This is a genomic window from Microbacterium neimengense (genome assembly GCF_054782995.1).
Window position 1 is genome coordinate 1,076,641 of the sequence record NZ_BAAGRK010000003.1, and the last position, 21,505, is coordinate 1,098,145.

Sequence of the window (21,505 nt, forward strand, 5' to 3'; positions counted from 1 at the left end):
TAGGATTCGGGCATGGCTCAGCGCAACACCTGGCAGCGCGAGCGCGTCCGCGAAGCCCTTTCCGACGCGCAGGGTTTCGTCAGCGCCCAGACGCTGCACGCGCGGTTGCGTGACGACAACACCGGCATCGGCTTGGCCACGGTGTACCGCGCGCTCGCGGGGCTTGCCGCCGGCGGCGACGCCGACTCGCTGCAGAGTCCCGAGGGCGAGAACCTCTACCGCGCCTGCGTGACGAGCGGCCACCACCACCACCTCATCTGCCGTCAGTGCGGTCTCACGGTCGAGATCGAGGCCTCGGAAGTCGAGGAGTGGGCCCAGCGCACCGCCGCGAGCCATGGTTTCACCTCGGCCGAGCACGTCGTCGACATCTTCGGGCTCTGCGGTGCGTGCACCGCCGCCCGGACGAATGAGCGTGACGACTAGTCGCACCGAGCGCGCGAGGTCGGCGCCACCGCGGCGCTCGTCCGGCTCGCGTACGTCCGTAGCGCTGAGTCTCGGGCTGGCGCTCATCGTCGTCATGGCGGCGATCTACATCTTCGCGCCGCAGCTGCTTCCGGCGGACGTCCCGACGCGCCTTCAGGACGGAGTGACCCTCGCGCTCAGCGTGCTCATCGAGTCGTTGCCGTTCGTGGCGTTGGGAGTCGTGCTCTCGATCCTCGTCCAGGTGTGGCTGCCTGCAGGAGTTCTCGAGCGCTGGATGCCGCGTCGTGCCTGGGCGCGGAGGGCGGTGCTGTCGCTGCTGGGCATGATCGTGCCGGTGTGCGAGTGCGGGAACGTCCCGTTCGCGCGGGGCCTGCTCATGCGGGGCTTCAACGTCTCCGAGACCATGACCTTCCTGATCGCGGCGCCGATCGTGAACCCCATCGTCATCATCACGACGCACCAGGCCTTCGGCTTCAGCGACGGCATCCTCGTCGCGCGTCTGCTGGGCGGGTACGCGGTCGCGAACCTCATCGGATGGCTCTACAGCCGCCACCCGTCACCCGACGCGCTGCTGACCGACCGGTTCCGCGCGACGTGTGAGGTCGCCGTCCACGAGCGCGGCGGGCGCGGGCGCCGCTCCCTGGCGCAGTTCCTCGTCGAACTGCGCGCGGTCATGCCGGCCCTCGTCATCGGCTCGGCGCTCGCAGGTGCGGTGCAGGTGCTCGTGCCCCGCAACGCCCTGCTGGCGATCGGCTCGAACCCCGTGCTGTCGATCGTCGCGATGATGATGCTCGCGATCGTCGTCTCGATCTGCTCGAACATCGACGCCTTCTTCGCGCTGTCGTTCGCATCCACATTCACTCCCGGCTCGCTCGTCGCCTTCCTGGTGACCGGACCGCTGGTGGACGTGAAGATGATCGCCCTGCTGCGCACGACCTTCTCCTCCCGGGCGCTCGTCGGGATCGTCACGACGGTCCTGCTGTTCGCCTTCGCGCTCGGAGCGGTGGTGAATCTCCTTGCGTAGCGTTCTCACCCGCTGGCTGGGCGCGGGGCTCGCCGCAGCCCTCGCCGTCATCACCCTCGTGCTGGCTGTCACCGGCCGCATCGGCCTATACATCAACCCCGACGGCGCCTGGTTCGCCATCGGCATGGCCGTCGTCGTGCTCGTCGGCACGGCTCTGAGCTTCGTGCTGCCGCTGGGCGCGGAAGATGACCACGGTCACGATCACGGCGAGGTCCACGACGGCGACCACGCGCATCACGGTCACGAGCGCCGCGTGTCGCCGGGCGCCGTAGCCGCAGTGGCGGGCGGCCTTCTCGCCTCGGGCGTCGTGGTCACCATGCTGGCGCTTCCTCCGGCATCCCTCTCGGCGGAGCTCGCCGCTTCCCGCGACGTCGGCGCACCGCCGCTGTTCGCGGGATCGGATGTGATCTCGCTCGCCTCGACCGGAGACACCTCGAAGTTCGGAGTGGGGGACTGGGCGGCGGTGTTCGCCACGGCGACCAACCCCGATGCGTTCGAGGGCGATGCGGTGACACTCACGGGTTTCGTCAGCGGCGACACCGACGGCGGGTTCGATCTGAGTCGTCTCGTCATCACGCACTGCGTGATCGACGCGCAGCCCGCGAGACTGGCCATCTCGGCGGATGCGGCCGCGCCGTCCACCGGGCAGTGGGTCACCGTCTCGGGCACGGTGCGCGCGACCGGCTCCGGACAGTTGGCGATCGTCGCCGAACAGGTCACGCCGATCGACGAGCCGAGCGATCCCTATGAGTACTGACGCCGCGCGCCCCTCGCGGCGCGAGCAGTCCCGGCGCCGCCGCATCCGCGCGTACCTCGGAGCATTCGCGATCGTGCTCGCGGTTCTGGCGCTCGCGGGCGCCGCCGCGGGCGCGGTCGGAACCCTGCAAGGCCCGCGGGTGACGAACGTGCAGTTCGACCCGCAGGCAGCGGTGTCCACATCCGGCTCACGCCTGATCCTCACCACGACGCAGACGCTCACCTCGATCGACCCCTCGCAGGTGACGGTGAGTCCCGTCGCGGACTTCGCGGTGGAGACCTCCGGCCGCACCATCGGAGTGCGCTTCACGCTGCCCCTGCGCGACGACACCGACTACACGGTCTCCATCGCGGGTGTCACGGGGCAGGGATCGGATGCGGCTGTCACGCTCACCGAGAGCTTCCACACCCCGCCGCTGTCGGTCTACCTGCTCCAGCGCGGCGAGGACGGTGAACACGACACCGTCTTCCGCACCTCGCTGTCGGGCGAGGACGCGGTCCCCGTCTTCACGCACCGCCACATCGAGGACTTCCGGGCGACGAACGCCCACCTCGTGATGTCGGTCGTGGACGACGACGGCTCGAACGAGCTCATCGTGACCGATCCCGACGGGCAGGGACAGCGATCGCTGCCTCTGCCCGGCACGGGGCCGATCCAGGACCTGCAGACCGCCGACCGCGGCGAGACCATCGGCTACACCTACACGGACCCCGACATGACGGCCGCGGGGGCGCGGGCGAGCGTGCTCTACACCGCCTCGCTCAAACCCGCCGACGCCGACACCCCGCCGACCCGCATCGACGTGTCGGGCGAACCGGCGAGCGTGGCGCAGTGGAGTTTCGTGCCCGATACCGACAGCATCCTCATGCTCTCGTTCCAGGGCCGGTTGCTGCTCGCGCCGCCGTCGGGAGCGAACCCCGTCGACCTGGGAGCGGCCGCGCAGATCGAGGGCATCGCCCGCGGCTCGACCACGGCCATCGTGCTGCGCGCAGACGGGCTCGTCACGATCTCGCTCGTCGACGGTTCGGAGGAGCCGCTCGTGTCGGCGCAGGACGCGACGGGCTACCTCGGCGGCGTCGTTCCGCTGACGGGCGATCGGACGTTGCGTCAGTACACCGACCCGAACGGCGCCGGCTCCTCGCTCCTGCTGGTCGATGGTGAGGGCCACGCGAAACCGGTGTTCACCGTGGCGGCGAGCTCGGCGCTGCTGCAGACCTGCGTCTCGCCGTCCGGGCGGTACGCGGCCGTGCTCGTGCAGCCGGATGCGGCCAAGAACCCGTACGTGACGAGCTACGCTCTGCCGGTGCCCGAGACGGTCGAGACCCACATCCTGGATCTCGACAGCGAGACCGAGGTTTCCAGCCTCGGCGCCTTCGACATCTCGTGGTGCCAGGTTCCGCTGCGATGACGACCCACGTGCCGGCCACGCGCGAGGCGCTGACCGATCTGCCCGTGGAGGTCGCGCCGCGCCTGCTCGACGCGCTGCTCGAGGTCGAGCTGGACGGCGAACGCGTCGTGTTGCGCCTCAGCGAGGTCGAGGCGTACCACGGGCGCGGCACCGGTGACGTGCCCGACCCGGGGTCGCACGCCCGCATGGGGCCGACGCCCCGCAACGCCACGATGTGGGGCGAGCCCGGCCACCTCTACGTGTATCTGAGTCACGGCATCCACTCGTGCGTGAACGTGGTCTGCGGGCCTACGGGGGTCGCCGGCGGTGTGCTGCTGCGCGGCGCGGAGGTCGTCGAGGGTGCGGATGCGGCCCGTCGCCGTCGCAGCGCGCGCGGTGTCGTGCGCCATGACCGCGACCTCGCCCGCGGACCGGGCCGTCTCGGCGATGCGTCGGGGCTGCGCCATCCCGTGCACGACGGCATCGACGCGGTGACCGGTGAGACGCGGGCAGGAGCTCGCGCCCGACTCCTCCTGCCGGTGGGCCCCCGCCGAGACATCGCCACCGGACCGCGCGTCGGGGTGGCGGGTGTGGCCGGCGGCGACGAGTTCCCCTGGCGCTTCTGGATCCCCGACGACCCCACCGTCTCGGCGTTCCGTTGGGGACGCGGCGCGGGACCCGCGCTCAGCGCAGCGCGGTGACCGCGGCGAAGGCCGCCTTGAGCGCCCGCATCCGCTTCTCGTAGCGGGCCGCGAGGAAGATGAGCGCGACCCCGCCGAGACCCAGCCACAGCCACCAGAACGCCACGTAGGCGGCGGCGATCCACGGCCACAGCTGCGCGATCGCGTGCACGAGCAGCACCGCCGAACCCACCACGAGCGGCGCCTGGAGAGCGCGGACCGCTCCGATGATCACGAGGGCGATGGCTACGACGCCCAGGGCGATGACGCGCCACAGCGCTGCGTCCGGGTCGAAATCGTACGCGAGCGACGGCAGTGTCAGCAGCGCGAGCCACCCGCCGAGTGCGGGCCACGAGCGTCGGGCGGGTTCGGCCCGCATCCGGGCGATGCCCACCGCGAGTCCCGCGAGAGCGGGCGGCACCGTGATCACCTCGATCATCATGATGACCGCGGGCGCCGTGGACGCGGCGGTGACGAGGGCGAAGGCGCCGGCGGCGCCCAGCAGCACGAGACCGCTCCGGCGACGCAGCGCCCAGCCGGCCGTCCCCGCCGCGCTCAGCACGACCATGATCAACAGGACGCGAACCGTGATCTGCGCCGTTTCGAACACGGTGAGCTCGGCGATCGTGAACGCGCCGACCGCTGCCGAGAGCACGATCATCGCGGCGAGATCGACACCCGGGCCCGCGTGGGTGCGCAGCGCCGCGATCGCGATCGCGGCGACCAGCCCGAGCGCCGCGAGACTCCAGATCTCCGGTTCGACCGTGAACAGCGGTGCGGCCCGCTCGGTGAGAAGCAGGATACGGATCCCCGACGCCGTGGCCAGTGTCACCGCGCTCGCGACCGCCGCGACGGCCGCGACCCCGCGCCAGCGCTCGCGCCCCAGGACGAGAGCGGACGCGACGCCGACCAGCGCCGCGGCGCTCATCGCAACGGCGGTCGTCGCGGGCGCCCCGTCGAGTCGCAGGGCGACGGTTGTGACCACGAAGGCGGAGCCCACCGCAGCGACGGATGCGGGGACGCCTGCCCGCGCACCGATCCGGACGAGGCCCGCCGCCACGGCGACCGTGCCGACGCCGACGACCAGAGACGCGATCGTCGGCGCCGCCGCATCCGTTCCGGCGCTGCGGACCGCCATCGCCCAGGCGGCGACGAGGAGTACGAGCGCGGAGGGCGTCTTGAGGCGGCCGATGTCGGGCAGCGGGGCGAGCACGAGGATGAGGGCGGCTGCGAGTGCCAGCGAGATGACCAGCCATGTGCGCAGCGGCTCGACGGGGGCGAACACGCTCGGCAGAGCGGTGATCGCGAGGCCGACCAGCCACGCGGTCCGTTCGAGGGGGCGGGTGCGGTCGGCGCGCAGGGCGGCGACAACGGCCCCCGCCGCCAGCGCGACGCCGGCCGGAGCGAAGGCCAGCTCGACCTGGGTGAACACGCCGCTGGCGAGCATCAGGGAGCCGGCGATCAGCGAGACGGCCCATGTGGTCCAGCGCAGCGCCGGTGTCAGCGGGATGCGGCGCGCGCCGGCGGAGACCAGGTGCAGCGCGAGCAGGGCGAGCATGAGTGCCAGGCCCACCACGAACGAGTCGTGCGTCGCAACGGCGTCGACGACGGCGCCCGCGGCCACGAGGGTCGCGACGGGACCCGCAACGGTCGCGACGCTCACCGCGGCTGCGGAGCCCGCCCGCGCGAGGCCGACGCAGGCGATCAGCGTCACCGCCACGGCGGCCGCCGCCCACACACTCGCCACCTCGGGTCCGGTGAGGACGAGGCCGCTCACCGCGAGCAGCAGTGCGCCGAGCGCCGTGGCGGCCGCGGCGAGTCCGGGTGCGGACGAACGCAGCCGCGGCCAGAACGCCGACGTCCCGGCGATGGCCGTGGCGGTCGCGGCCACGACGACGCCGCGCACCGTGTCTGCGTCGAGCGCGGTGACCGCGGGAGGCAGAAGACCCACGCCCACTCCGAGCGCCGCCGCGACCGTCGCCTCGGGGATGCGGCCGAGCCGATTCAACAGGAGTGCGAAGACGACGAGCCCCGCGGCCGGTGGGACGACGTACGCCTCGAGGGCGGCTCCGGGCCACGCAGAGGCGAGCCACAGCCACAATGCGGCGGTCGCTGCCGCGAACGCCGGCCAGGCCAGCAGGCGCCGCGGCGCCGCTGCCACGGGCACGCCGCCCGCGGTCGTCGCCCGCCAGCCTCGGGTGATCGATGCGGCGCCGACCGCGATCGCGATGGTCGCGACGAACGCGCCGCCCCACTCCGCCGGCACGGGGAAGAGCACCCAACCGCCCGGGAGCGGCGTCGGCCACGCCGCTACCGCTATCACGATCGCCGCGCCCAGGTCTGACGCCAGTCGCACCCGAGGAATGCGGGTGCGGAGCGCGACCGCCGCAGCGCCCGCGACGACGAGCGCTGCCACCGCCGCCAGCACGAGCGCAGCGGTGAACGGCGGCGCGACGACGAGGGTGAGCAGAGCCGCCGCACCGGATGCTGCGGCGGGCGCGACGAAGAGGGCGCTCGCCCAAGAGATGGTGCCGTCGCGGTGGTGCGCGGTCAGCGCGATCAGCGCGACGACCAGCAGGGCCGCTCGCGCGATGCCCAGACCCGGCTCGAGCAGGGCGCGCTCGGCGAGGGGCGAGGCGCCCAGTGCCGCGGCGGCGGGGAGCGCGACCGCGAGCAGCACGGTCGTCGCGAGGGCGAGCGCCCGGCGCGATGCGCCCTCGCGCCAACCGAGCAGCGAGGCGAGCGCCGCCACCAGGGCGACCCACTGCAGCAGCACGAACGCGCAGCCCGCGGCGGTCGCATCCGATGCTCCGCCGAGCTGCACGGCCAGCGCGTTCGGCGCGATCGTCGCCGACACTGCGAGCACGCCGATTGGGAGCACGGCGAGAGCCATCGCGAGCCCGCCCGTGGCGCGCACGGCCAGCCGGTGAGCCACGGGCAGCAGCGCGGCGACGGCGACCGCAGCGACCCACAGCCAGACTGCCGACAGCCCGGTCAGGTAGGCGGCGCCGGGGCCGATGAAGCCCGCGACGACCCACCCCGCCGCGTCCGCACGCCTGCGCATCGCGACGACGGATACGGCCGCCACGACGACGCCTCCCGCGACCGCCGCCGCCGGGATCAGGGTGAGGGCCGCGGCGGAGGTCAGAAGGAGCGCGCCCACGATCGGACGGACGTGCCGCAGGGTGGCTCGTCGCGCCGTGGGGGCGAGGAACACGAGCACGCTGAGCACGGCCGCGGCGACGAGTGCGAGCAGCGGGATGTCGAGCGAGCCACCGGCGGCCTCGAACGCCGGCGTGCGCCACAGCGGCCAGTTCCCGTACATCGCGACCGCCGCTCGCGCCGACCACATCACCATGTGCGCGGCGAGCGAACAGACCGCGACGATCCCGGCGGCGATGGCCGCGGGGACCAGCCAGGGCAGCCGGGCCCGCAGACGATCCAGCGCGACCGCCGTGGCGACTGCCAGGACGGGCGCCACGAGCACGCCGAACACGGGCAGATCGCTGCGGGCAGCGAGCTGCCACCCGGCGGTCGCGAGGGCGAGGGTCGCCAGCACGGATGCCGCAGCGCCGAGCCACGGGCCGGCGACGCGCTCAGGCGCCGCCGGGCGCAGCACGAACGCGTACGCCGAACCGATCACGAGCACGCCGCCGTTGGCCCAGATTGCTGCGCCGATCCCCTCAGCGAACAGCGGCGTCAGCAGCGCGCTCGCCGCGAGGGCGGACAGGCCGACGATCGCGAGCACGAAGCGCTCGACGGCGCCGGCCTCGCCCGACCGCGCCGACGATGCGGGAGCCGGAAGCGCGTGCGCGAGCCCGCCGGCCGCGGCGCCCAGCAGTCCCGCGATCAGCGCCTCGGGCGACGGCAGTGCGACGGCGCCCCCGACCAGGAACCCGATCCCCGCGGGGAGTGCGAGGGACGCGGCGAGATCGGGGGTGCGCAGACGCGAGACGCGTGCCCACGCGCGGCAGACGACCGCCACCGCGAGGGCGCCGATGCCCGTCCACACGGCCGGTCGAAGGTTCGCCGTGCCGAACAGATCGTTGGCGTACACCGCCCAGGTGTCGAGTGCCAGCAGCACGACGCCGAGCGCGGCGATGCCCTCCGCCGTCGCCGTGAGGCCCCGGCGCCGCAGGAGCGACGCGCCGCCGATCGTGAGGAGCGTGATCGCACCCACGATCACCGCGCGCAACGCGATGCCGGCTACGAACCAGGCGAGCAGCAGGAAGAACACCGCCGCGACGCCGACGAGCGAGACGCCCACGATGAGCAGGAGCACCGGCACGGTGAGGCGGCGTCGGCGTGGCTCGGGCGCGGGAGCCGGCGACTGCGCCCCGGGAGGTGGGGATGCGGGGGCCGCGGCAACAGGTGCGGAGCGAACGGGATCCACGCGCGCGGCCTCGGCCTCGCGCCGGGGGACGTCCGGTGCCTCTGAAGGTGCGACGACGCCGGGCGCGGCGACGACGGCAGCCGGTGGGGCGGCCTGCTGCCGGGCGGCGAGAGCGGCCTGTTCGGCGAGGGCCGCCCGTTCCGCGAGGGCCGCCTGGCGCGCGGCGACGGCGCTCTCGCGGACGGCGGCCATGATGCTCTGGCGCGTGGCCTCCGCATCCGCCATCGTCTGGCCGATCGCAAGGACCTGGCCCATGCGCGGGTCGTCGAGAGGCTGCCCGCAGGCGGGGCACGGCGAACCGCTGATCACCGTGAAGCAGGAGGGGCACTTGTGGGGGTCGCCGAGCTCGCGCGCGGATGCGGGCCAGCGGCCGCCCTGCGGTGTGTCCGTCATCGTCTCCCCCGAATCGACGGCGTCGCAGCCGTCACGCCATCGTGGCAGTGCGGCACGCACCGCGAGCATCAGCGTGCGGTGCGCTGTGGACAACGGCGGTGCGGAGATCGGTGGGGGAGGGCCCCTCGTCAAGGCGACACGCCGCGCGTGCTAGACTGACTCCTTGTCTGTGCGCACTCCTGCGCGCAGTTCGTGTCCACATCCTCTTCCGGGTCGGAAACGGCCGGGTCGATCGTGGGCGCAGACAAGGGATCTTGGGTGGCGCCGTCCGGCGTCACGGTACAGAAGGAGACATCACCATGGCAGCAGTGTGCCAGGTGACTGGAGCGGTTCCCGGCTTCGGTCACAACATCTCGCACTCGCACCGCCGGACGAAGCGCCGCTTCGACCCGAACGTGCAGAAGAAGACGTACTACGTGCCCTCGCTCGGTCGTAACGTCAAGCTCAACGTCTCGGCGAAGGGCATCAAGGTCATCGACGCACGCGGCATCGAGTCCGTCGTCAAGGACCTCATCGCGAAGGGTGTGAAGCTCTAATGGCGAAGAAGGCACAGGACGTCCGTCCGATCATCAAGCTGCGTTCGACCGCCGGCACGGGCTACACCTACGTGACGCGCAAGAACCGTCGCAACAACCCCGACCGCATCGTGCTCAAGAAGTACGACCCGGTCATCCGCAAGCACGTCGAATTCCGAGAGGAGCGCTGATCCATGGCTAAGAAGAGCAAGATCGCGCGCAACAAGCAGCGCCAGGAGGTCGTCGACCGCTACGCCGCCAAGCGCGCCGAGCTGAAGAAGGCGCTCGTCTCGCCCGAGTCCACCGACGAGCAGCGCGAGGCCGCCCGTGTCGGCCTGCAGAAGCTGCCCCGCAACGCGTCGCCCGTGCGCCTGCGTTCGCGTGATGTCATCGACGGCCGCCCCCGCGGTGTGCTGTCGAAGTTCGGCATCTCGCGTGTGCGCTTCCGCGACATGGCCCACCGCGGCGAGCTGCCCGGTGTGACCAAGTCCAGCTGGTAAGCACCCGCATCCGCACGAAGGCCCGGAACCCTTGAGGTTCCGGGCCTTCGTCGTTCTCGGACGCCACGATGGGCCGATTCCGACCCGTTTGGGTGATTTCGGGTGAGACACGCCGTCGGATGTGGGCGGTTCACGCCCAAAATCCGCGGAATCACGGGGTTCGTGGGTATATTCGTGCTCGGTCGATCCGACCAACCGGGGCCGAGCCCCGGACCGAAGTCAAGAAAGCGGCGTACCGCCGCCTGGAGGACAACCCACATGGCCGACAAGTCCATCACCAAGACCGAGCTCGTCGCGAGCATCGCCAGCGCCACGGGACAGAGCCAGTCCACCGTGTCGAGCGTGCTCGACTCCCTCTTCTCCACGGTCTCCGAGGCCGTCGCCAAGGGCACCAAGGTCTCCATCCCCGGTTGGATCGCGTTCGAGCAGGTCGAGACCTCCGCTCGCACCGGCCGCAACCCGCAGACCGGTGCCGAGATCGCCATCCCGGCCGGCAAGCGCGTGAAGGTCACCGCCGGTTCGAAGCTCAAGGCTGCCGTCAAGTAATCGACGACCGTCTGTGAGGGGGGGAGCCGTGAGGCTCCCCCCTTCTCGTTGTCTAGGCGTGCTGACAGCGCAGCGCGCCTAGGCTGGAGCAGTGATGACGACCGCCTCCGCCCGCGCCGCCGGCCCCCGCTCGGGCGGGCCCGGAGCAGCCTCGGCGACCACGCTGCGCGTGGCGGGCCCGGTGATCCTCGGAGTCACCGCCCTCGTGGCTCTCATCGTCGCCCTGGCCTACGGCGGCGGTGCCGCGCCGCTCGTCATCGCCGACGCCGGACCCGTCGTCCGATGGGGTCTTCCGATCGCCACCCTCGTGCTGAATCTGGCAGCCGCGACCATGGTGGGCGCGCTCGTGCTCGCGCTGTTCGGTCTGCGGCCCGAGGATCGCGCGTTCGAGGTCGCGCTGGACACCGCATCCATCGGGGCCGCGCTGTTCACCGTCGCGGCCGCTGTCACCGGCTTCTTCACCTTCGTCAACGTCTTCAACGCGGCCCCGAGCGCGGATGCGGTCTTCGGACAGCAGCTGGGCCGTTTCCTCGTCGAGGTCGAACTCGGCCGTACGTGGCTCATCACCACCGTCGCCGGCGCCGTGCTCACGGTGCTCACCTTCGCGGTGCGTGCGTGGACGCCGACCCTGCTCGTCGCGATCCTGGCGCTCGCCTCCCTCGTGCCCATGGGAACGCAGGGCCACTCGGGGGAGCTGGAGAACCACAGCGTCGCGGTGACGTCACTCGTGCTGCACATCCTGGCCGCCGCGGTCTGGCTGGGCGGTCTCGTGCTGCTGGTCGTGATCCGACCGGTTGTGGCGCGCTCGGGTCAGATCGCCCTGCTGCGGCGCTACTCCAGCATCGCTCTCGTCGCGTTCATCGTCGTCGCGGTGTCGGGCTCCGTCCGCGCCTGGGTCAGTGTCGAGGCGCTGCCCGCCCTGCTGAGCCCCTACGGCGGCATCCTCGCCGTCAAGGTCGTGGCTCTCATCGGACTCGGCCTGCTCGGCGCCTGGTACCGGCTGCGGCTCATCTCGCGGATGAACGAGAACGCGAGCGCGCGGCGGTTCTGGACGCTCATCGGGGTGGAACTGGCACTCATGGGCATCGCGAGCGGGGCCGCCGCCGCGCTCGCGCGCACGCCCCCGCCCACCGACCAGCAGCCGCCGGTCGCCCGCACTCCCGCCGAGTTCCTCACCGACGCTCCCGTGCCGCCGGAGCTCACACCGTTGCGGTGGATCACGGCGTGGAACATCGACCTGCTCTGGCTGTTCGTCGTCGCCTTCGGGATCTTCTTCTACCTCGCCGGCGTGTGGCGCCTGCGTCGCCGCGGCGACCACTGGCCGCTGTACCGCACGATCATGTGGGTCCTCGGCATGCTGCTGCTGCTGTGGGTGACCTCCGGCGCGGTGAACGCGTACCAGGAGTACCTGTTCAGCGTGCACATGGTCGGCCACATGCTGCTGACGATGGCGATCCCGTTGCTGCTCGTGCCCGGTTCCCCGGTCACGCTGGCGCTGCGCGCCATCCGCAAACGCGACGACGGCACGCGCGGCGGCCGCGAGTGGATCCTGTGGGCGGTGCACACGCCCTTCGCGAAGGTCGTCACGCATCCGATCTTCACCGCACTCAACTTCGTCGCATCGCTGTGGATCTTCTACTACACCGACCTGTTCCGCTGGTCGCTCTACGACCACCTCGGACACATCTGGATGGTGACGCACTTCCTGATCACGGGCTACCTGTTCGTGCTGTCGCTCATCGGGATCGACCCGGTGCCGCTGCGCTTCCCCTACCCCTTCCGGCTGCTGACCCTCGTCGTCGTCATCGCGATGCACGCCTTCTTCGGTGTGGCGATCATGATGCAGACGGGCCTGTTCGCCGCCGAGTGGTTCGGCTCGATGGGTCGCACGTGGGGCGCGACGCCGCTCGAGGACCAATACGTCGGCGGCGGCGTCGCCTGGGGCATCGGAGAGATCCCGTCCCTCATCCTCGGCATCACGGTGGCTATCCAGTGGAGCCGCAGCGACGAACGTCTGCAGCGCTCCAACGACCGTCAGGCCGACCGCACCGGCGACGCGGAGCTCGAGGAGTACAACGCGCGCCTGGCGGCCATCGCGGCCCGCGACGCGCGCCGCGGCGAGGGCTGACTCAGAGCCCCGGGTCGTAACCGCCGACGCGGATCGACGCCGTGCCGTCGGGGAGGATGTCGATCGTGCCGTTCACCACGAACGGCACATCCTCGGACACCTCGCGCAGCGAACCGTCGGCCAGTGAGCGCACCTCGAGATCGATGTGCGCGACCGCATCCGCGTCGGGGATGACCCATCCCGCCCCGTTGGGAAGGACCTCGACGGTGGGCTGCTGCGTGATCGACCAGGTCGGGAGCTTCTCGACGCGGTTGCGCACGACGAAGCCGAACGGGCATCCCGTCGGCTGCAGCACCTGCTGCGTGCTGCACGCGGTGAGGAACTCCTCGACCCGCTGCTGGACGACCTTGACGAATTCGTCCGTCGGCTTGGTCTGCACCGTGACGGGGACATCGACCATCGGCGCATCCGCGAGAACGGCGAGCCCCTCGGAGGTCGAGAGCGCACTGTCGACCGTCACCGAGTAGAGGTTGGGCGAGAACACCAGCAGCGACACGGGGGCGACGGGATCGGCGTCGACGCCGTCGGGGGAGACCTGGCGACGGTCGACGCGGAATCCGTTGACGTCGAAGGTCGACGAGCCGAGGACCATGAGGTTCATGACTGCGAGGGGACTCTGGCTGAACCGCCACGTCGGGATGATGCCGAGCGTCCCGTTGCTGCGCACACGGAACGAGGTGGTCCCGTCGTGTCCGCCGGCGACGTAGCTGGCCGTCACGACCGTGTCGGCGCCGTCGACCTGCTCGGACACCACGCGGGCGTCGGTGAGGGAACTCAACGCGGCGCTGCGCAGGAGCGCGTCGGACGCGGATGCGGGCAGTCCCGCATCCGTCAGCTCGGAGGAATCGAGCGAGACGCCGGGCAGGGCCAGAGCGTCCGCGGCCCGTCCCGATTCGAGCATGTTCAGATAGCGCTGCACGAAGGCGGACGGGCTGTAGAACTCCTGGTACAGGGCCGCAGTTCCCGCCCCCAGGGCCGCGAGCAGGAGGGCGCCGATGAGGCCGAGCGTCGTGAGATCGAACGCCAGGCGCACGCCGGGGCGCCGGGATCGTCTCAAGCGGCTCACAGAGCAAGTCTAGGAAAGCGACCCCGCGAAAGCCCGGGGAGTCGCCGTCGGGCGTCATCCGGCCGCGTGGCGCCTAGCATGGATCGGTGAGCACCTCCGCCCTCTCCGCCGAGCAGCAGGCGCTGTTCCGGCTGATCGAGGACACCCGGGAGCACGTGTTCGTGACGGGCCGTGCGGGCACCGGCAAGTCGACGCTGCTGCAGCATCTGGCGTGGAACACGTCGAAGCAGATCGCCGTCTGCGCCCCGACCGGCGTTGCCGCCCTGAACGTCGAGGGGCAGACGATCCACTCGTTGTTCCGGCTGCCGATCGGTCTCATCGCGAACAGCGAACTCGACCAGTCGGATGCGACGCGCAAGCTGCTCAACGCGATCGACACGCTCGTGATCGACGAGATCTCCATGGTCAACGCGGACCTCATGGACGCCATCGACCGCGCGCTGCGCCAAGCACGGGGCCGGCGGGCCGAGCCCTTCGGCGGCGTGCAGATGGTCATGTTCGGCGATCCGTACCAGCTGGCGCCCGTGCCGCCGCGGGGCGACGAGTTGCGCTACGTGCGCGATCACTATCACTCGTTCTGGTTCTTCGACGCGCACGTGTGGGCGGGGGAGTCCAGCGGTGACGGGCTCATGGACATGGGGCGGTACGGCGCCGATCTCCACGTCGCCGAGCTGCGCGAGATCCATCGGCAGTCGGATCCGGGTTTCAAGGCGCTGCTGAACGCCGTGCGCTACGGCCAGGTCACCGCGGACATGGCGAAGATCCTCAACGACACGGGCGCTCGCACGCCGCCGGAATTCTCCGCCGACGAGCCCATCATCACGCTCGCGACCCGCAACGACCGCGTCAACGCGATCAACCGGCGCCACCTGGACGCCCTTGCCGGTCGCGTGCAGACCGCGCACGCCGAGGTCAGCGGCGACTTCGGTCGTGGAGAGGCCGCCTTTCCCGCGGAGCAGGAGCTGCAGCTCAAGGTCGGCGCGCAGGTGATGTTCCTGCGTAACGACACGCAGTCCTACGGGGACGGGCCGCGGTGGGTGAACGGGACGATCGGCACGGTCGTCAAGATCGCCGGGAGCATCGTCCGCGTGGAGATCGACGGCCGCGACTACGACGTCGAGCCCGCGGTCTGGGAACGTTTCCGTTACGCGTACGACGCAGCATCCCGCTCGCTCAGTCGGGAGGTCGTGGCCGAGTTCACGCAGTTCCCGCTGCGTTTGGCGTGGGCGGTCACGATCCACAAGTCACAGGGGAAGACGTACGACCGCGCCATCGTGGACCTCGGCGCGGGGGCCTTCGCGCCCGGACAGACCTACGTCGCGCTGTCTCGACTGACCTCGCTCGACGGCCTGTATCTGTCGCGGCCCCTCCGGCCCTCCGACATCCGCGTGGACCCCGACGTGCAGCGGTTCATGTCCCGCGCCCGCGCCTGACGCATCCTCTGCGGGATGCGGCGCGGAGTCAGGCGGCTGCTTCGGCCTTCGCTCGGGCCAGGTCCTCGAACAGCTCGGTGTTGAACCGGTAGGCCAGCAGCACCTCGTCGATCACGCGCTCCTTCTCGGCCTCGTCCCAGGGGGCGGCGTCGAGCTGCACGCGGTAGTGCTCCTTGAACTCCTTCGGGTCCGCGATGTCCGCGAAGATGTAGAACCCGATGCCGTTGGTGTCGAAGCCGAACCGCCGCTGCATGAGCTTGCCGATGAACAGCCCGCCCGACAGGTCGCCGAGGTAGCGGGTGTAGTGGTGGGCGACGAATCCGCCCGGCCACGTCGCCCCCACCTGGTTGATGCGATCGACGTAGCGCCGTGTCGTCGGCAGCGGCTCGATGCGCTCGCGCCAATCGGGACCGACGAGGAATTCGAGGTCGGCGGCGAGAGCGGGAAGGCGGGTGAGGCGCTCGCTGATGAACACCGCCGCCACCGGGTCGCGCCGCATCCGCTCGGCCGCCGACTCCAGCGCCTCGTAGATGAACCAGTGCTGCGCGACGAGCGCGACGTAGTCATCGCGCGTGCCCTCGCCCTTGATGAGGTCGGACATGAATCCGGCGCCCTCGCTGCCCGAGTGGGCACCGCTGGAACGCTCGCGGAGGGCTGCGGAGAACGGGATCGGGTCGCTCATGCGGCCCACTATACCTTCAGGTAAGCAGAACCTAAATCGTCAATTCGCCCAGGGGCTCGGATGCGGTCAATGAGGTCGCGGCTCGATGCCGAGTTCGGCGCACGCGGCGTCATAGAGCGCAACGATCTCCCGGCGTACCTCGCTCCGCTCGGTGATGGGGCCGCCGGGCCATGCCAGCCGCATGTCGATGCTCGCGCCACCGGCCGCCGTGATGACCCAGTCGCCGCCGTCGCCGTCGAATCCGACCATGCGGGCGCCGACGGGCGCCGGATGCGGGCCGAAAGCGCGCGCGAAGAGCATGTTGTCGTCGGAGTGATCGGAGTTCATGTGCCCGAGAACACCGGTCAGTGTCTCTTCGTCGAAAACGTGCGTCATGCAGCACAGCCTAAGAGCCGTGATGGTCTTGTGATGTGGGTGTGTTTGAATGCTGGAGCACGACCGCGGGGGTGAAATGCCGATCAGTTCCGGCTTCAAACGCGCTGCCGCCGCGATCGCCGGCGCAGCCGTCATCGTTTTCGCGCTCGCGGGATGCACGCAGGCCAAGAGCGTCGAGATCGACGTCCCCCCGCAGGTCGAGGGCGCGTTCCCCGCCGACACGCAGGCGCAGCTCGAGTCCGCGGTGAACTTCGCGATGGCCGCGACCGGTTCGACCGGCGCGATCGTCGGCGTCTGGGCGCCCTGGAGCGGATCCTGGGTGGCCGGAGTGGGCGACGCCTCGGCCGACGACGTGTTCCGGGTGGGCGAGCTGACCCGGCCGATGATCTGCGACGTGCTCTACGAGATGGTGGATGCGGGCAAGGTCTCGCTCGACGACGAGGTGCGCACGTACGTCCCCAGCGTCGCCGGCCTCAGCGGTGTGACCCTCGGCATGCTGTGCGACGGAACGAGCGGTCTGGGCTCCTACGGCGCTGTGCTGCAGGACGACGCGATCGGGCTGCCCTCACGCGAATGGAACGCTGCGGAGCTCGCCGCCTACGGCATCACCGGATTCGACCCGGCCACGGCCGGCACCGCGTGGCGCGACTCCGACACGGCGTACGTGCTGCTCGGACTCGCCCTCGAGAACGCCGGCTCCGAGACCGCCTCGGCCCTGCTCGACGAGCACGTGTTCGGCCCGCTGGGGCTGACGCACACGAGCCTTCCCGGGCGCACGGCCGCCAAGCCCGGACAGCCTTCGCTGAAGGGTCTGCTGTCGCAGCCGGGCCCCGACGGCGCCATGAACTGCGCCGAGCCACGCGACATGACCACGATGTCCTCCAGCTTCGGCTTCACGAACGCGGGAGTCGTCTCCACGATCGCCGACGTCGGCCGCTACACGCAGGCGCTCGCCACCGGGTCGTTCGGCGGTGAGGAGCGCTTCGCGTCCCCGATGCTCGTCTCGCCCGACCAGCCGTCGTGGCTCACCGCCACGGGCGGCGCCTTTCAGGCCGGTTCGCTCATCGGACAGTTCGGTTCGGTGCCCGGGTACATCACCGCATCCTTCGCCGACCCGGCCACGGGCATGACCGTCTCGGTCGTGCTCAACAACTCGGCCGCGACCGACTGGGTGGGCGCGTACCTGGCGTGGGAGCTCGCCTCCATCGCCTCCAAGGCGCCGGCGGCCAGCGGCCAGAGCATCCCGGATGCGGGTCTGCCCTGGACCGCGCAGCAGTATCACGACGCGATCGCCGCTGCGGCCGTGTGCCCGCTGCCCGCTTCGTGACCGCTCGCTCCGGATCCACCTCCGCCGTCGCCCTCGTCCTGGTCGGCCTCGCCTGCCAGGAAGTCGGCGCCTCGCTCGCCGTCCTGCTGTTCGATGAGGTCGGGCCCCTCGGCATGGTCATGCTGCGGCTCGTCTTCGCGGCGATCGTGCTGCTGCTCATCGCTCGGCCGAGCGTGCGGGGGCACTCGCGGGCGGCGTGGTGGGCGGTCGTGCGATTCGGGCTCGTGCTGGCGCTGATGAACGGGCTGTTCTACCTCGCTCTCGAGCGCCTGCCGCTCGGCGTCACCGTGACGATCGAGGTGCTGGGGCCGTTGACGCTGTCGATCGTCGCCGCGCGCCGGGCCTCCGCGTGGCTCTGGGCAGGGCTCGCGTTCCTGGGCGTCGTCGCGCTCGGCGGCGGCGGGTGGGACCGTCTCGATCCGCTCGGCGTGGCCTTCGCCCTGGGAGCCGCCGCGAGCTGGGCGCTGTACATCCTCGCCTCGGCGCGGGTCGGACGGGAGTTCGTGCGGCTCGACGGCCTCGCGTTGGCCATGGCCGTCGGCGCCGTGCTCTCGCTCCCCTTCGGCATCGTGGATGCGGGTGGCGCGCTGCTGCGGCCCGACCTGCTGGCGCTCGGGGCCGGGGTCGCCGTGCTCTCGTCGACGATCCCCTACGCGCTCGAGCTGTCCGCATTGCGGCGACTGGCCGCATCCACGTTCGCGATCCTCATGAGCCTCGGGCCGGCCACGGCGTCGATCGCCGGTTTCCTCCTGCTCGGGCAGCACCTGAGCGTGCTCGAGATCGCGGGCATCGCGCTGGTGATCGCCGCCAGCATCGGCGCCGTGCTCATGGCGCCACGTGCCCGGCGCCAGGACGAACCGGTGGCCTGAGTTCTCAGCCCGCGAGGATCGTGTCGATCAGGTGGTCGGCCACACCCGCGTCGACGTCGAGCACGATGCGCGTGCGCACGCCGTCGTGGTCTCGCATCACGACCCGCTGCCCGCGCAGGTCGGCGATCGTCTGACCGCGCCCCGGTCCGTCGGTGACGTCGACCGTCACCGGTACGCGGGGTGCGCGTGACGGGGTGATGCCGCCGACGATCGCGGCGGCGAGCGGGTCGTGCAGCGCGCACGTGCGGTGTCCGTAGGTGTCGCGGTAGAAGTCGAAGTAGTGATCGAGGATGTGTCCGATCGCCGAGACGAACGGGCGTTCGTCGGCGACGAGCCGCTCGCGCTGCTGCTCGCTCATGGTGTGCTCCATGGTGGCGTCCAAGGGCACGAGCGTGACATCCCAGTCGGCCGCGAGGAGGGCTGCCGCCGCCTGCGGGTCGTTGTAGACGTTCGCCTCGGCGGCTGCCGTGATGTTTCCGGGCGCGAGAGCAGCCCCGCCCATGGCCGTCACGGCGGCGACGCGCTCGGGCAGGGTCGGGTCCGCCTCCAGGGCGTGCGCGAGATTCGTCATCGGTCCGATCGTCAGCACGTGCAGGCGCCCGGCGTAGGCGTGCGACAGGTCGATCAGCAGCTCGACGGCCGTGCGGGAGTCCGCCGCCCGCGGGCTTCGCGGCAGCTCGACGCCGCCGATGCCGTTCTCGCCGTGCACCCACTGCGCGCCGCCCCCGTAGGGGTGGTCGAGATGATCATGTGCGCCCTGCGCCACGGGGATGTCGTCGCGACCGGCCAACGCGAGCAGGTCGAGCGTGTTGCGTGTCGCTTCGGCTGCGGAGATGTTGCCGCTGACGGTGCCGACCCCGACGAGGTCGACCGTCGGGGAGGCCAGCAGGTACGCCAGCGCGACGGCGTCGTCGACGCCGGTGTCGCAGTCGAGATAGACGGGGGTGGGCTCGGTCATCGTTCTCCTCGGTGGGTCGGGGCGCGACCCCCTCGTCCGCCTGTTCGGTTATATCTCGTCCCGGGCCGAGGCGCCGCATCCGGGGTCTCGGCCCGTGGTGGAATGGGGGGATGCTCGGTCCTCTCTGCGTCGTCGGAAGCATCAACGTCGATCTGACGGCCACCACAGGGCGGCTGCCCGGCGCGGGCGAGACGGTCCTGGGCGGACGGTTGCGGCGTGACCCGGGCGGCAAGGGCGCCAACCAGGCGGTGGCTGCGGCGCGTCTGGGCGCTCGCGTGCGCATGGTCGGCGCCGTGGGCGATGACACCGACGGACACGCGATGCTGCAGAACCTGCGGGATGCGGGCGTCGACACGAGCGATGTCTGGCTCGGCGACGATCCCACCGGGACCGCGCTGATCATCGTCGACGAGGCCGGCGAGAACCAGATCGTGGTCTGCCCGGGAGCCAACGACACCGTGCGGCTCGACGACGTGGAGTTTCCCGCGGGCGAGGCGGTCCTGGCGCAGCAGGAGATCCCGGTGTCCGCGATCGCCGCATTGGCCGAGGTGCCCGGTTTCCTCGCCGTGAACGCAGCACCCGCGCGCGAGGTGCCGACGGCAGTGCTCGAGCGTGCGGACCTCGTGATCGTCAACGAGACCGAGTACGAACTGCTGCCCGCGCTCGCCGCCGCTCGCCGCGTGGCGATCACCTACGGCTCTGCCGGCGCGGCGCTGCGAGAGGGCGGCCGCGAGGTCGCGCGGGTGAGTGCCCCGAAGGTCGACGCGATCAGCTCCGTCGGGGCGGGCGACGCGTTCTGCGCCGCTCTGACCCTGGCGCTGCATGCCGGATGGGACGACGTCGCGGCACTCACCGCCGCCTGCGCCGTCGGCGCGGACGCGGTGACCCACGAGGGGGCGCAGCCGCCCCTGCGGCGGCTCGACACCTACCGCTGACGCGCCCCGGCGACGCGGTGAGCGCGTCGAACCCGTGGGAATTGTCTGGACAGATGTCGAAGCACCCAGTGTGAGGCGCGGAGCTATCGTGAACGCACCCTCGGCCCCTGCGGCTCGAGAGCGCTCCCCCTCAACGACTGTGAAACAAGACACCCTGGAGGCTTCCCATGGCTTACGTGACCACCGAAGACGGCGCAGAGATCTACTTCAAGGACTGGGGCAGCACCGACGCCCAGCCCATCGTGTTCCACCACGGCTGGCCGCTCTCGTCGGACGACTGGGACGCCCAGATGCTGTTCTTCCTCAGCAAGGGATACCGCGTCATCGCGACCGACCGTCGCGGCCACGGCCGTTCCTCGCAGATCGGCACCGGCCACGACATGGACCACTACGCGAGCGACGTGAACGCGGTCGTCGAGCACCTCGATCTGCACAACGCGATCCACATCGGACACTCGACGGGCGGCGGCCAGGTGGCCCGCTACGTCGCGAAGTACGGCGAGCCCCAGGGGCGCGTCGCCAAGGCGGTGCTCGTCTCGTCGGTGCCGCCGCTCATGGTGCAGACGGACGCCAATCCCGAGGGCACCCCGGTCTCCGTGTTCGACGGCTTCCGCGACGCGCTCGCCGCCAACCGCGCCGAGTTCTACGAGGCCGTCGCGTCCGGCCCGTTCTACGGTTTCAACCGTGAGGGCGTCACGCCCTCGCAGCCCGTCATCGACAACTGGTGGCGTCAGGGCATGACCGGCAGCGCCCTCGCCCACTACCTGGGCATCAAGGCGTTCTCCGAGACCGACCAGACCGAGGACCTGAAGGCCATCACGGTCCCCGTGTTCGTCATCCAGGGCGACGACGACCAGGTCGTCCCGTACAAGGATGCGTCGCTCAAGCAGCACGAGCTGCTGCAGAACTCGACGCTGAAGATCTACGAGGGCTACCCGCACGGCATGCTGACCACGCACGCCGATGTGATCAACCCCGACATCCTGGCCTTCATTCAGGAGTGACCCGCTGACACCCGGCCCCGATCCCGCAGCCTGCTGCAGGGTCGGGGCCGGGTGTCGTCCGGGTGTGGCAGGCTTGCGAACAGCACCCCTTTCCCTCCCGAAGGATCGTC

At 71.1% G+C, this 21,505-nt stretch carries 20 protein-coding genes; 15 read left to right on the plus strand and 5 right to left on the minus strand.

What is annotated here, in order from left to right:
• Positions 1-12 precede the first annotated feature (12 nt).
• The 5 genes from ACYVJS_RS07985 to ACYVJS_RS08005 are packed head-to-tail and all read left to right on the plus strand — an operon-like array spanning position 13 to position 4,292.
• The gene (locus ACYVJS_RS07985; RefSeq protein ID WP_309734003.1) at positions 13-423 is read left to right on the plus strand and encodes a Fur family transcriptional regulator; all 411 of its coding nucleotides are present in this window, start codon (positions 13-15) and stop codon (positions 421-423) included.
• Positions 407-1,447, plus strand: a complete 1,041-nt coding sequence (locus tag ACYVJS_RS07990; protein WP_460739375.1) for a permease — start codon at positions 407-409, stop codon at positions 1,445-1,447. Before ACYVJS_RS07985 ends, ACYVJS_RS07990 begins: the two co-directional genes overlap by 17 nt.
• On the plus strand, positions 1,440-2,204 hold the full coding sequence (locus tag ACYVJS_RS07995) for a TIGR03943 family putative permease subunit (RefSeq protein ID WP_460739377.1): 765 nt from the start codon (positions 1,440-1,442) through the stop codon (positions 2,202-2,204). The genes ACYVJS_RS07990 and ACYVJS_RS07995 overlap by 8 nt, the downstream gene beginning before the upstream one ends.
• The gene (locus tag ACYVJS_RS08000) at positions 2,194-3,612 is read left to right on the plus strand and encodes a hypothetical protein (protein ID WP_460739379.1); all 1,419 of its coding nucleotides are present in this window, start codon (positions 2,194-2,196) and stop codon (positions 3,610-3,612) included. Before ACYVJS_RS07995 ends, ACYVJS_RS08000 begins: the two co-directional genes overlap by 11 nt.
• The gene (locus ACYVJS_RS08005) at positions 3,609-4,292 is read left to right on the plus strand and encodes a DNA-3-methyladenine glycosylase (protein WP_460739381.1); all 684 of its coding nucleotides are present in this window, start codon (positions 3,609-3,611) and stop codon (positions 4,290-4,292) included. Before ACYVJS_RS08000 ends, ACYVJS_RS08005 begins: the two co-directional genes overlap by 4 nt.
• Here the strand turns inward: ACYVJS_RS08005 and ACYVJS_RS08010 are convergent.
• The gene (locus ACYVJS_RS08010; RefSeq protein WP_460739383.1) at positions 4,276-9,150 is read right to left on the minus strand and encodes an SCO7613 C-terminal domain-containing membrane protein; all 4,875 of its coding nucleotides are present in this window, start codon (positions 9,148-9,150) and stop codon (positions 4,276-4,278) included. The two genes, ACYVJS_RS08005 and ACYVJS_RS08010, sit on opposite strands and share 17 nt — an antisense overlap.
• 206 nt (positions 9,151-9,356) lie before the next feature.
• On the opposite strand from ACYVJS_RS08010, the gene rpmB reads away from it, so the two are divergent.
• From rpmB to ACYVJS_RS08035, 5 genes are all read left to right on the plus strand, one after another.
• The gene (gene rpmB / locus ACYVJS_RS08015; protein ID WP_137418587.1) at positions 9,357-9,593 is read left to right on the plus strand and encodes a 50S ribosomal protein L28; all 237 of its coding nucleotides are present in this window, start codon (positions 9,357-9,359) and stop codon (positions 9,591-9,593) included.
• The gene (gene rpmG, locus ACYVJS_RS08020; RefSeq protein WP_005051772.1) at positions 9,593-9,763 is read left to right on the plus strand and encodes a 50S ribosomal protein L33; all 171 of its coding nucleotides are present in this window, start codon (positions 9,593-9,595) and stop codon (positions 9,761-9,763) included. Before rpmB ends, rpmG begins: the two co-directional genes overlap by 1 nt.
• A 3-nt stretch (positions 9,764-9,766) precedes the next feature.
• Positions 9,767-10,072, plus strand: coding sequence for a 30S ribosomal protein S14 (gene rpsN, locus ACYVJS_RS08025; RefSeq protein ID WP_137418588.1), 306 nt, complete (start codon positions 9,767-9,769; stop codon positions 10,070-10,072).
• Positions 10,073-10,330: 258 nt separating this feature from the next.
• Positions 10,331-10,618 carry an HU family DNA-binding protein gene (locus tag ACYVJS_RS08030; RefSeq protein WP_137418589.1) on the plus strand — a complete coding sequence of 96 codons (288 nt, stop codon included), beginning with the start codon at positions 10,331-10,333 and terminating at the stop codon, positions 10,616-10,618.
• Positions 10,619-10,712: 94 nt separating this feature from the next.
• Positions 10,713-12,746, plus strand: a complete 2,034-nt coding sequence (locus ACYVJS_RS08035; RefSeq protein WP_460739385.1) for a cytochrome c oxidase assembly protein — start codon at positions 10,713-10,715, stop codon at positions 12,744-12,746.
• Position 12,747: 1 nt separating this feature from the next.
• Here ACYVJS_RS08035 and ACYVJS_RS08040 read toward each other — a convergent pair whose 3' ends face one another.
• Positions 12,748-13,812 (minus strand): hypothetical protein, encoded by a 1,065-nt coding sequence (locus ACYVJS_RS08040; RefSeq protein ID WP_460739387.1) that lies wholly within the window; start codon positions 13,810-13,812, stop codon positions 12,748-12,750.
• Positions 13,813-13,898: 86 nt separating this feature from the next.
• Here ACYVJS_RS08040 and ACYVJS_RS08045 point away from each other — a divergent pair, with 86 nt between their 5' ends.
• Positions 13,899-15,245: an ATP-dependent DNA helicase gene (locus ACYVJS_RS08045; protein WP_460739389.1), complete on the plus strand. Its 1,347-nt coding sequence runs from the start codon at positions 13,899-13,901 to the stop codon at positions 15,243-15,245.
• 28 nt (positions 15,246-15,273) lie between these two features.
• On the opposite strand, the gene ACYVJS_RS08050 is transcribed toward ACYVJS_RS08045, so the two are convergent.
• Positions 15,274-15,927: a biliverdin-producing heme oxygenase gene (locus ACYVJS_RS08050; protein WP_243226374.1), complete on the minus strand. Its 654-nt coding sequence runs from the start codon at positions 15,925-15,927 to the stop codon at positions 15,274-15,276.
• Positions 15,928-15,993: 66 nt separating this feature from the next.
• Positions 15,994-16,302 carry a DUF2470 domain-containing protein gene (locus tag ACYVJS_RS08055; RefSeq protein WP_460739391.1) on the minus strand — a complete coding sequence of 103 codons (309 nt, stop codon included), beginning with the start codon at positions 16,300-16,302 and terminating at the stop codon, positions 15,994-15,996.
• Between the two features lie 76 nt (positions 16,303-16,378).
• On the opposite strand from ACYVJS_RS08055, the gene ACYVJS_RS08060 reads away from it, so the two are divergent.
• Together ACYVJS_RS08060 and ACYVJS_RS08065 are read left to right on the plus strand one after the other, a co-directional pair.
• Complete coding sequence (locus ACYVJS_RS08060) at positions 16,379-17,629, plus strand: serine hydrolase domain-containing protein (protein WP_460739393.1); 1,251 nt, start codon at positions 16,379-16,381, stop codon at positions 17,627-17,629.
• Entirely contained in the window at positions 17,626-18,498 is an 873-nt protein-coding gene (locus ACYVJS_RS08065) for an EamA family transporter (protein WP_460739395.1), read from the plus strand. The genes ACYVJS_RS08060 and ACYVJS_RS08065 overlap by 4 nt, the downstream gene beginning before the upstream one ends.
• 4 nt (positions 18,499-18,502) lie before the next feature.
• On the opposite strand, the gene ACYVJS_RS08070 is transcribed toward ACYVJS_RS08065, so the two are convergent.
• Entirely contained in the window at positions 18,503-19,456 is a 954-nt protein-coding gene (locus ACYVJS_RS08070) for a nucleoside hydrolase (RefSeq protein WP_460739397.1), read from the minus strand.
• 110 nt (positions 19,457-19,566) lie between these two features.
• On the opposite strand from ACYVJS_RS08070, the gene ACYVJS_RS08075 reads away from it, so the two are divergent.
• Both ACYVJS_RS08075 and ACYVJS_RS08080 read left to right on the plus strand, forming a co-directional pair.
• The gene (locus ACYVJS_RS08075) at positions 19,567-20,391 is read left to right on the plus strand and encodes a ribokinase (protein ID WP_460739399.1); all 825 of its coding nucleotides are present in this window, start codon (positions 19,567-19,569) and stop codon (positions 20,389-20,391) included.
• 167 nt (positions 20,392-20,558) lie between these two features.
• Positions 20,559-21,395 (plus strand): alpha/beta fold hydrolase, encoded by an 837-nt coding sequence (locus ACYVJS_RS08080; protein WP_460739401.1) that lies wholly within the window; start codon positions 20,559-20,561, stop codon positions 21,393-21,395.
• The last annotated feature ends 110 nt before the right edge of the window (positions 21,396-21,505 follow it).

What these genes read in the sequence shown, in the direction of transcription:
- ACYVJS_RS07985 (WP_309734003.1), top strand. Translation starts at nt 13, where the DNA reads ATGGCTCAGCGCAACACCTGGCAGCGCGAGCGCGTCCGCGAAGCCCTT.
- ACYVJS_RS07990 (WP_460739375.1), top strand. Translation starts at nt 407, where the DNA reads ATGAGCGTGACGACTAGTCGCACCGAGCGCGCGAGGTCGGCGCCACCG.
- ACYVJS_RS08000 (WP_460739379.1), top strand. Translation starts at nt 2,194, where the DNA reads ATGAGTACTGACGCCGCGCGCCCCTCGCGGCGCGAGCAGTCCCGGCGC.
- ACYVJS_RS08005 (WP_460739381.1), top strand. Translation starts at nt 3,609, where the DNA reads ATGACGACCCACGTGCCGGCCACGCGCGAGGCGCTGACCGATCTGCCC.
- rpmB (WP_137418587.1), top strand. Translation starts at nt 9,357, where the DNA reads ATGGCAGCAGTGTGCCAGGTGACTGGAGCGGTTCCCGGCTTCGGTCAC.
- rpmG (WP_005051772.1), top strand. Translation starts at nt 9,593, where the DNA reads ATGGCGAAGAAGGCACAGGACGTCCGTCCGATCATCAAGCTGCGTTCG.
- rpsN (WP_137418588.1), top strand. Translation starts at nt 9,767, where the DNA reads ATGGCTAAGAAGAGCAAGATCGCGCGCAACAAGCAGCGCCAGGAGGTC.
- ACYVJS_RS08030 (WP_137418589.1), top strand. Translation starts at nt 10,331, where the DNA reads ATGGCCGACAAGTCCATCACCAAGACCGAGCTCGTCGCGAGCATCGCC.
- ACYVJS_RS08035 (WP_460739385.1), top strand. Translation starts at nt 10,713, where the DNA reads ATGACGACCGCCTCCGCCCGCGCCGCCGGCCCCCGCTCGGGCGGGCCC.
- ACYVJS_RS08050 (WP_243226374.1), bottom strand. Translation starts at nt 15,927, where the DNA reads ATGAGCGACCCGATCCCGTTCTCCGCAGCCCTCCGCGAGCGTTCCAGC.
- ACYVJS_RS08055 (WP_460739391.1), bottom strand. Translation starts at nt 16,302, where the DNA reads ATGACGCACGTTTTCGACGAAGAGACACTGACCGGTGTTCTCGGGCAC.
- ACYVJS_RS08060 (WP_460739393.1), top strand. Translation starts at nt 16,379, where the DNA reads ATGCCGATCAGTTCCGGCTTCAAACGCGCTGCCGCCGCGATCGCCGGC.
- ACYVJS_RS08070 (WP_460739397.1), bottom strand. Translation starts at nt 19,456, where the DNA reads ATGACCGAGCCCACCCCCGTCTATCTCGACTGCGACACCGGCGTCGAC.
- ACYVJS_RS08075 (WP_460739399.1), top strand. Translation starts at nt 19,567, where the DNA reads ATGCTCGGTCCTCTCTGCGTCGTCGGAAGCATCAACGTCGATCTGACG.
- ACYVJS_RS08080 (WP_460739401.1), top strand. Translation starts at nt 20,559, where the DNA reads ATGGCTTACGTGACCACCGAAGACGGCGCAGAGATCTACTTCAAGGAC.